Raw genomic sequence first — 7,037 nt, 5'->3', positions numbered from 1 at the left:
GCCGTGCCGGGTGCCGACGCCGGACTGCTTCACGCCACCCGAGGGCGTCATCTTCGCCGAATAGGTCGCGACGAACCCGTCGTTGACGTTGACATTGCCCGCCTCGAGCCGGTCGGCGAGCTTCTCGGCCCGAGCGAAATCCGTACTCCAGATGCTGGCGTTGAGGCCGTAGGTGGTGGCATTGGCCTGCCGGACGGCCTCGTTCTCGTCGGTGTAGCGGTAGACGGTGACGACCGGGCCGAAGGTTTCGACGGTCGCGTGCTCCATCTCGGGGGTCACACCGGTCAACACGGTGGGCTCGTAGAACGCCGGGCCGATATCCGGGCGGGCCTTGCCGCCGGTCAGCACGGTCGCGCCCTTCGCGACGGCGTCGTCGACGTGGGCGGCAACCCGCCGCATGTGATCGACCGAGACCAGTGAACCGAATTCCGGATCGGCGGTGTACGACGCACCCGCCTTCGACCCCAATTCCTCTGCCGCGGCGACGAATCGGCGCACGAACTCGTCATGGACGCGGTCGTGCACGTAGATGCGCTCGATATGCATACACGCCTGACCGGAGTTGCCGTACACGGCGAAGATCGCGCCCGGGATGACCTCGTCGAGGTTGGCGTCCTCGAGCACGATCATCGGATTCTTGCCGCCGAGTTCGAGGCTGCAGCTGATCAGGTTGCGGCCCGCGCGCTCGCCGATGGTGCGGCCGGTGGCGGTGGAGCCGGTGAACATCACGAAATCGCTGTGGTCGATCAGGGTCGGGCCGACGTCGGGTCCGGTACCGCAGACGACCTGGATCAGATCGCGCGGCAGCCCCGCCTTGCGCAGCAGTTCGACGCCGTAGAGCGTGCACAGCGCGGTCTTGTTGTCCGGTTTGATCACCACGCCGTTGCCGGCGATGAGGGCCGGGATCGAATCGGAGATCGAGATCGCGAAGGGGAAGTTCCACGGCGCGATCACCGCGACGACGCCCTTGGGCCGATGCTGTTCGGTGGAGGTGGAGATGATGGGCATTGCGCCGCCGCGCCGGATCGGTTTGAGGATCCGCTCGGCGTGTTTGAGGTAGTGGCTGATCACCATCACCGGATCGCACGATTCCTCGATGGCCATCCGGCGGGTCTTGCCGCAGCCGATCTGAATCAGATCCGCGATGGTGTCGAGTTCGGAGAGAATCAGCTCATGGGCCTTCTCGAAGACCTGCAGCCGGCGCTTGACCGGCCAGTTCGCCCATTCCCGCTGCGCCGCCCGCGCCTTGTCGGCCGCCGCGGCGACGTCCTCGGGCGAGGACTGCGGCAGCTCACCGACGACCGCGCCGGTGTACACCTCGATCATGTCGTAGGGTTCGCGCTTCTCCCCCGCGGTGCCCGCGGTGATCAGCCCGGTGAGGCGGTCGATCAGCGTCTTCGTGATCCGCGGCGGCAGCGTGCTCGCGGCGCCGCTGTGCGACGTCGCCTCAGCGCCGCTGTGCGTGGTTGTCTCCATCAGCGATCTCCATAACTTGCCGCCCGTGACGGCGGTCACCATCATCCAAACTAGAACACGTTATTGTTCTGTACAACGTTGCGGGGTAACTTCGTCCGCAAAACGCGAGTAATACCATGAGGAAAGTGGGTCGGCGATGACGAGGGCAGCAACTGAAACAGGTAGCAACACGGAACCGCACGCGCTGCTGGAGCGACGCGGCGCGACCCTGATCGTCACCATGAACCGCCCGGCCGTCCGTAATGCGCTGTCGGCCGAGATGCTCGACCTGATGGTGCAGGCCTGGGACACCGTCGACAACGACCCGGAGATCCGCTCCTGCATCCTCACCGGCGCGGGCGGCGCGTTCTGCGCGGGCGCCGACCTCAAGGCGATGACCAAACAGGATCCGGCCAAGAACATGAGCGCGGGCGGCGCGTTCGACCCGACCAACATTCCGGGTCTGCTCAAGGGCCGCCGCCTGACCAAGCCGCTGATCGCCGCCGTCGAGGGCGCGGCCATCGCCGGCGGAACCGAGATTCTGCAGGGCACCGACATCCGGGTCGCCGGCGAGAGCGCGAAATTCGGTGTGTCCGAAGCACGCTGGAGCCTGTTCCCGATGGGCGGCTCGGCGGTACGTCTGCCCCGGCAGATCCCCTACACCGTCGCCGCCGACATCCTGCTCACCGGCCGCCACATCACCGCCGCGGAGGCCAAGGAGTACGGCCTGATCGGACATGTGGTGCCGGACGGGACCGCGCTGGACAAGGCGCTCGAACTCGCCGAGAAGATCAACGCCAACGGCCCGCTGGCGGTGCAGGCGATCCTGAAGACCATGCGCGACACCGAGGGCATGCACGAGAACGAGGCATTCAAGATCGACGCGCAGCTCGGCCTCACCGTCTTCCGCAGTGACGACGCCAAGGAAGGCCCGCGCGCCTTCGCCGAGCGCCGCAAGCCGGAGTTCAAGGGCCGCTGACACCGCATCCGGCTGTCCACCGGATGCGTGGCGGGTGAACATATCGTGCAAACCTCGGCGAGATTGCGAGAAAACTCGATTTCTCGCCGAGGTTTGCACGATCAGTTCAGCACCATCACAGTTCGGGCTTCACCATCCGAGTGACCTGCTTGCGCAGGAAGTTCGGGGCGAAACGTCGTGCCAGCCACAGCGGCTTGGCCGGACCGGGGAAAATGAACAGCGGCGCCTTCGGGTCCGCGACGGCGCGTTCAGCGGCATCCAGCACCCGGTCGGGCGTGATGCCCTTCTGACCGGCGACCACCGCCTCGTTGGCGGCCCGAATGCCTTCCAGCAGGGGGGTTTCCACGATCGGGGGGCAGATCGAGATCACCCGTACCCCGGTCCCGTTCAACTCCTGCGCCAACGCTTCGTGATAGCAGACGACGGCGAATTTGGAGGCCGAGTAGGCGGCCAGGCCCGGCGAGGGCAGCCAGCCCGCCACCGAGGCGAACAGCACCAGGGTCCCGCGGCCCGCCTGCTTCATCTCCGGCACGACGGCCTGGCAGATGTTGATCGTCCCGCCGTAGTTGATGTCCATCACCCGGCGCATATCCGAAACATCGTGCGTCAGAGCGGAACCCACCCGGCAGAGGGCGGCCGCGTGCACGACGTGCTCGATCGGGCCGAGATCGGAGCGCACCTTGTCGACCACCGCCCGCACCGCCTGCTCGTCGGCGACATCGCAGGCGTAGGTGCTCATATTCGGTGAGCGCCGCGCCGTCTCGGCCAGGCCGGTCTCGTTGATGTCGAGTGCGGCCACCCGATAGCCCCCGGCCGCCAGCCGCTGGGCCGCCATGCGCCCCATGCCGCTGGCCGCACCGGTCACCACTGCCGTCTTGCTCATCGAACCTCCACCGCGTCTTCGAAAGTCATGCGCAGCAGTCCGATCCGGCTGCTGAAGAGTGCGCGCTTGGGCAACCCCAGGGCGCGCATCTGTTCGGCGACGGGATGATCACCGAGCTCGATCCTGGTGCCGCCCAGCCCCATTCGCACCTGCGACGGGTTCATCACCCATGGCGTGCGGCGCAGGATGCCGTCCATATGGGTGTAGGCCGCGATCGACGCGCCGCCCATGCCGCCGGGGGACGGCACCCCGCCACCGACCTCCATCGCCACCACCAGGCGATCGTCGATGCGGACCTCGCAGCGCTTGCCGCGACGCACCGGCGTGATCCGGATATCGGCGATCTCCTTGGGGAAGCCCCAGATCTCGCGGCCCGCCGCGCAGGTGAAGGTCTGGTTCACCGGCAGCCACGGGATGTAGACACCGAGGTCCCGATCCCGGCCGCGCACCATGAGGGTGAGGCCGAATTCGTGATAGGGGCCCAGGTCGCCGTCCACGTAGCGCACGAAGACCAGCGAGCACACCCCGCGTCCGGCGACCGTGAGTGGCTCGAGTCCGGTCGGCGCCACGATCTCCCGGGCCGCTGCCGCGTCGACGAGAAATGTCGCCGCGCAGGCGTCGGCGTCGCGGATCTCGACCGGCATCCTGACTTTTTCACCGAGTACGGAATGCACCGCTGTCATCCTCCAAGTAGAACACGTTCCAGTCTGATTCGGCAGGCCCTCTCGCCCCGGAAATCCCACTCACCGAGATCGCCCGGACACGGCTGCGCCGAACGCCGCGACAGCGACGTCCGGCGCGGGGGCCCGACAGGATTCAGGAGCCGACGGTGTAGGTCGGCGGGTGGGATTCGGCATGGCCTTTCGCCCACCGGTAGTCCGGTTTGCCGCTGGGTGTGCGCCCCACCGCGTCGACCACCCAGATGCTGCGCGGCAGTTTGTATCCGGCGAGGTGTTTGCGGACGTGCGCCTCGAGGTCGGCGAAATCGAGCGGATCGGCGCCGGCGATCGACACCACCGCCGCGACCTGATGGCCCCAGCGCTCGTGTGGAACTCCGATGACCACCACGTCGTAGACGCCGTCGTGGGCCTTGACGACGGCCTCCACCTCTTCGACGAACACCTTCTCGCCGCCGGTGTTGATCACCATGTTGCCGCGGCCGATCAGGGTGATGGTGCCGTCGGCCTCCACCCGCGCGCGGTCGTCGGTGATGACCATGCGGACGCCGTCGACGGTCTTGAACAGCTTGTCGGACTTGGCCTGGTCCTTGTAGTAGCCGAGGGGCACCGAGCCCTTCTTGGCCATCCAGCCCTCTTCGCCGGGCGCCACCTCCCGGCCCTCCTCGTTCACCACGACCGCGCCGCGTCCGGTCTGGACACGCGGCCCGCGGGACGGGTCGTCGTCCTTCTGTGCCACGCCGATGCCACCGAATCCGGTTTCGGAGGACCCGATCGAATCGGTGATCACCGCATGCGGGAACAGCTCCAGCATCTCGTTCTTCACCGGCTGCGACAGCAGCGCCGCACCGGAGGCCAGCGCGACCACCGAGGAGGCGTCCACCGGTGCCTGCCGATAGGAGTTGAGCAGCGGCCGCGCCATGGCGTCACCGGTGATGACCACGATGTTGACCCGCTGGGCCGCCACCACCTGCCAGACCCGGTCGGCGTCGAAGCGCGGCTCGTACACGACGGTATTGCCCGACCACAGCGCGGTGAAGGTGGGCATCAGCGCCGCGGCGTGGATCAGGGGCGGCAGCAGTAGCCAGCGCAGCGGGTCGTTCTGCGATCCGACCCGGGACTGTTCGAACTCGTCGGCCACCGGCACATTCGTGTAGAAGTCGATGCCGCCGCCGAGCACCCGCCACATGTCCTCTTGGCGCCACATCACGCCCTTGGGCATGCCGGTGGTGCCGCCGGTGTACATCATGAACAGGTCGTCGGCGCTGCGCTCACCGAAATCACGTGCGGTGGAGGTGCTTTCGAAGGCGTCGGCGTACGGGGTCGATTCGCTGGGAAGGCCCTCACCGCCCTGATCGTCGTCGACGACGAAGGCATGGCGCAGCGTGGTCACCTGCGGACGCACCTGATCCACGACCTGCGCGTAGCACCGGTGGTGCACCACCGCCTCGAGGTCGGCGTTGTCGTAGACGTAGCGCAGTTCGTCCGCGCCGTAGCGGTAGTTGATGTTGATCGGGACCGCCCGGATCTTGAAGGCGGCGATCAGCGTTTCCATCGTCTCGATGCTGTTGTGCATCTGGAAGCCGATGTGGCTGCCCTCCCCCAGCCCCACCGCGGCGAAGTGGTGGGCGAGCTGATTGGCGCGGCGTTCCAGGTCCTGATAGGTGACCCGGCGCTCGCCCTGAATCAGCGCCACCCGATCCGGCATGGCGTCCACGGCGTGCTCGAACAGGTCGGCGAAATTGTTCGGCATATCTGAGATCTCTCGTCGATTGCGGCGGTTCGGGACTGAGGGCGGTCAGACGACCGTCAGCGGCAGCGACTGCCGGGGGCTGAAGTGGAAGTCCGCCCCGGTGCTGAACCGAGTGATCGCGACCTCCGGCGACTCCCGGAAAGGCGTTGCGGCGGCGGTGATCTCGACGACGAGTTCACGCTCGTCACCCTCGCGGGCATGCATGTCGAACCGCGGGTTCACCCCGCGCACCATGGCGGCCAGCGGCTCCAGATGTTCGGCGTCGACCGCGGCCGGCCAGCCGCCGTCGCGTACGCCCGGGCTGTCGCGCGCGATGCGCAGGATCGCGGAATCGTGATAGGCGTCGACCTGCATGTCGACGTAGGGCAGTGGATTCCACGCCGGATGCAGGCGCAGGACCTGAGCGAGGTCTTCGAAGCCGGTACCGAGGCCGAGGAGCGCCCGCAGGCGTTCGGAGGTGAGCCCGGCGATCCCGGTGAACTGTTTGCGCGCGATCGCGGCGGTGGTCTCCGCATCCGCGCGCTCGCCGACCGCGATCAGGAATCCGAGGTTCAGCAGATGCTGCTGCAGGCATACCTCGTCGGCCATCCGGACCAGCGCCGACTGCGAGAAATCCGCGAAGTCGATATCGCTCAGCAGCGGCCCGCGGTAGTCCGACCGCCCCGGGCCGCCGGCTTCGATCGGCGCCAATTCGATATCGACAGCGGCGAATTCGGCCATGCGCGCCGCATTGCGCGGAACCGCGGGCGGTTCGTTGCCGGGATCGATGCGAACCGTCCACGCGCACACCGGCACTCGATCGGCCGGCTGCCGGGGCGGCCGGTGGATCGGGCGCACCTGCGCGTGCGGATTGGTGGCCAGTGCGGTCGCGTCGAAGGTGGGGTCCTCGATGGTGTGGCACATGGCCACCACGTAGTCCTCACCCATCGGCTCGACGTCGGCGAGCGCGCCGCAGTGGTCGAGCCAGAACTCGCCGTTGTGGTCGTCGTCGACGCGGAACCGGAAGTCCATGAACTGCGGCGGCGCGCCGATATCCAGTTGCAGCCCTTTGAATATGGTGACGACGCCGTCGCCGGGGATGTCGAGGGCCGCGCGCATCCGGCGGGTGTAGATCGGGCTGGCCAGTTGCCATTCCTCGATCGCGACCTCGGCCATCCCGTCGCGGCCGAAGGCCCCGATCGAATGCGCCATCCCCGAGCGATCGATGAGATGCCCGCACAGCAGCAGTTCGGGCACCAGGGCCGCCAGCTGCTCCCGGCTCAGTGTGGCGAAGCGACTCGCGCTCATGGA

6 protein-coding genes are annotated in these 7,037 nt (G+C 67.5%); 1 reads left to right on the top strand and 5 read right to left on the bottom strand.

Annotated elements, in window-relative coordinates; genetic code table 11:
• A partial coding sequence (locus RJ03_RS01630; protein ID WP_051024125.1) for a succinic semialdehyde dehydrogenase occupies positions 1-1,476 on the bottom strand: 1,476 nt, incomplete at its 3' end.
• 136 nt (positions 1,477-1,612) lie between these two features.
• Here RJ03_RS01630 and RJ03_RS01625 point away from each other — a divergent pair.
• Complete coding sequence (locus tag RJ03_RS01625; RefSeq protein WP_051024124.1) at positions 1,613-2,434, top strand: crotonase/enoyl-CoA hydratase family protein; 822 nt, start codon at positions 1,613-1,615, stop codon at positions 2,432-2,434.
• Positions 2,435-2,549: 115 nt separating this feature from the next.
• Here the strand turns inward: RJ03_RS01625 and RJ03_RS01620 are convergent, their stop codons facing one another.
• The 4 genes from RJ03_RS01620 to RJ03_RS01605 form a co-directional block, all read right to left on the bottom strand.
• Positions 2,550-3,317, bottom strand: a complete 768-nt coding sequence (locus RJ03_RS01620) for an SDR family NAD(P)-dependent oxidoreductase (protein ID WP_036497328.1) — start codon at positions 3,315-3,317, stop codon at positions 2,550-2,552.
• Positions 3,314-4,000 (bottom strand): acetoacetate decarboxylase family protein, encoded by a 687-nt coding sequence (locus tag RJ03_RS01615; RefSeq protein ID WP_036497327.1) that lies wholly within the window; start codon positions 3,998-4,000, stop codon positions 3,314-3,316. Before RJ03_RS01615 ends, RJ03_RS01620 begins: the two co-directional genes overlap by 4 nt.
• Positions 4,001-4,133: 133 nt before the next feature.
• Entirely contained in the window at positions 4,134-5,747 is a 1,614-nt protein-coding gene (locus RJ03_RS01610; RefSeq protein ID WP_036497326.1) for an acyl-CoA synthetase, read from the bottom strand.
• Positions 5,748-5,792: 45 nt separating this feature from the next.
• Positions 5,793-7,034 (bottom strand): hypothetical protein, encoded by a 1,242-nt coding sequence (locus tag RJ03_RS01605; protein ID WP_174372249.1) that lies wholly within the window; start codon positions 7,032-7,034, stop codon positions 5,793-5,795.
• Positions 7,035-7,037: the final 3 nt, after the last annotated feature.

Origin of the sequence: Nocardia aobensis NBRC 100429, from assembly GCF_000308375.1 — a bacterium.
GTDB lineage: Bacteria > Actinomycetota > Actinomycetes > Mycobacteriales > Mycobacteriaceae > Nocardia > Nocardia aobensis.
Note: the sequence above shows the minus strand (reverse complement) of the source record. Positions and strands in the feature narration are given on the sequence as shown.